Origin of the sequence: Frigoribacterium sp. Leaf186 (genome assembly GCF_001423905.1) — a bacterium.
GTDB lineage: Bacteria > Actinomycetota > Actinomycetes > Actinomycetales > Microbacteriaceae > Frigoribacterium.
In genome coordinates, this window is the sequence record NZ_LMPQ01000010.1 from 137,643 (window position 1) to 139,649 (window position 2,007).

Annotated in this window: 3 protein-coding genes; all 3 read left to right on the plus strand. The window is 72.3% G+C overall.

The genetic code is table 11. The features are described from left to right. Positions 1-661, plus strand: a 661-nt coding sequence (locus ASG05_RS07425) for a winged helix-turn-helix domain-containing protein (protein WP_056259466.1), incomplete at its 5' end; no start/stop codon positions are given. Between the two features lie 51 nt (positions 662-712). Then, positions 713-1,543, plus strand: coding sequence for a mycothiol synthase (gene mshD, locus ASG05_RS07430; protein WP_056259467.1), 831 nt, complete (start codon positions 713-715; stop codon positions 1,541-1,543). 223 nt (positions 1,544-1,766) lie between these two features. Beyond that, on the plus strand, positions 1,767-1,985 hold the full coding sequence (locus tag ASG05_RS07435) for a hypothetical protein (protein WP_054146872.1): 219 nt from the start codon (positions 1,767-1,769) through the stop codon (positions 1,983-1,985). The last annotated feature ends 22 nt before the right edge of the window (positions 1,986-2,007 follow it).

Genomic DNA, 2,007 nt, shown 5'->3' on the forward strand with positions numbered 1-2,007 from the left:
GACCTCTGCGGGCGGCCCCGACGTCCTGCCGTCGCTCGCCCTGCTCAGTCACCGTACCCGGCAGATCCCGGCCGAACCCGCACAACTGGTGAACGCCCCGTCGAGCGACCTGATCTTCGTCGACGCCCGGGCCGACCTGGCCAGCGCCAAGTCGCTGTGCAAGATCCTGCGCACCACGGGCGTCACGGTGCCCCTCGTCCTGGTGCTCACCGAGGGCGGACTGACCGCGGTCAACAACGAGTGGGGCGTCGACGACGTCATCCTCGAGACCGCGGGGCCGGCCGAGGTCGACGCCCGCATCCGCCTGGTCACCGGGCGGCTCGCCCAGTCACAGACCGGCTCGAAGATCCACGCCTCCGGCGTCGTCATCGACGAGGCCAGCTACTCGGCCAAGGTGCACGGTCGCCCCCTCGACCTGACCTTCAAGGAGTTCGAGCTGCTGCGCTTCTTCGCGACGCACCCGTCGCGCGTCTTCACCCGCGAGCAGCTGCTCAGCGAGGTCTGGGGGTACGACTACTTCGGCGGCACGCGGACGGTCGACGTCCACGTCCGGCGCCTGCGGGCCAAGCTCGGCGACCTCGAGTCGCTGATCGGCACCGTGCGCAACGTCGGCTACCGCTTCAACGTCTACGACGACGACGCCCAGGCCGTCGTCTCGTGAGCACGGCGGTCGAGCCGAGCGCGGTGTCGTCGTGACGGGCGCGGTGTCGTCGTGACGGGCGTGGTCGACGCGACCGGCGCCTCCTTCATCCCGGGGCTCGCCCGGGCGGCCGCCGAGGCCGACGGCAGCCCTCCGTTCTCGGACCAGACCCTCGTCGACGTGCGGTCGGGCGTCGCGACGGTCGTCGGCGACGCCCACGCGGCGGCGGTGCGGCGCGGCGACGAGGCCGAACTCGTCGTCCACCCCGACGACCGTCGCCAGGGGCGCGGGGCCGAGCTGCTGCAGCGGTTGGTCGACGAGACCCACGGCCCCCTGCTGCTCTGGGCGCACGGCGACCACCCCGGTTCACGTGTGCTCGCAGCGCGCTTCGGCCTCGACGAGACCCGGCGCCTGCTGCAGCAGCGGGCCCCGGTGCCGTCGTCGCCACGCCCGCCACGGTTGCGCGACGGCGACCGCGTGGCCGCCTTCCGCCCCGGGGTCGACGACGCAGCGTGGCTCGACCTCAACGCCCGCGCGTTCGCCGACCACCCCGAGCAGGGCTCGCTCGTGCAGGCCGACCTCGACGCCCGGCAGACGGAGGCCTGGTTCGACGCCGGCGACTTCGTGCTGCTCTGGCGGGGCGACGACCTGCTGGCCTTCTGCTGGCTCAAGCTCGACGCCGGTCAGCCAGGCGAGTTCTACGCGGTCGGCGTGTCTCCCGACCACCAGGGCGAGGGCCTGGGAGGCGCGGTGGTCGACGCCGGGTTCGCCCGCCTCGCCGAGCGCGGGGCCGACACCGCGGCGCTCTACGTCGAGGGCGACAACACGGCCGCCCTGCGGCTCTACGCGGCGCGGGGCTTCACCGACCACGCCGTCGATGTGCAGTACACCCTCGTCCGCTGAGCGCAGTGGCCTGGCCAGGCATCACCTCGCCTTGCCTCGCCTCGCCTCGCCCCGAGGCCCGTCTCGGGTGCCCGCCGCGCCCTCGGGGTACGAGCAGGGGTACAAAAGCAGCCTCGCGACGCTTACTCCTGGGCCCCGCCCCGACCTGCCACCGCGCTCACAGCGCCGGGGAGTGGATTGAGGCACCGCGCACGGCACGCATCCCCATCGACAGGAGAACACCATGAACCCCGTCAAGTTCCTTTCCGACCTCGGCCTCCAGAGCAAGCACGCCTACTGGGGCGGCTTCGCCTCGATCGTCATCGCCCTCGTGGCCTGGATCGCCTCGCAGGGCAAGGACTCGTCCGACAAGGCGCAGTCCGACCGTTGGGGCATCTTCATCGGCCACTGGGCGCCGACGTTCTTCGCCCTCGGCCTCGCCCTGAAGAACGAAGAGAAGTAGCAGCAGGCCTGCCCACGACGAC

Coding starts and splice junctions, on each gene's coding strand:
- ASG05_RS07435 (WP_054146872.1), top strand. CDS start 1,767: ATGAACCCCGTCAAGTTCCTTTCCGACCTCGGCCTCCAGAGCAAGCAC.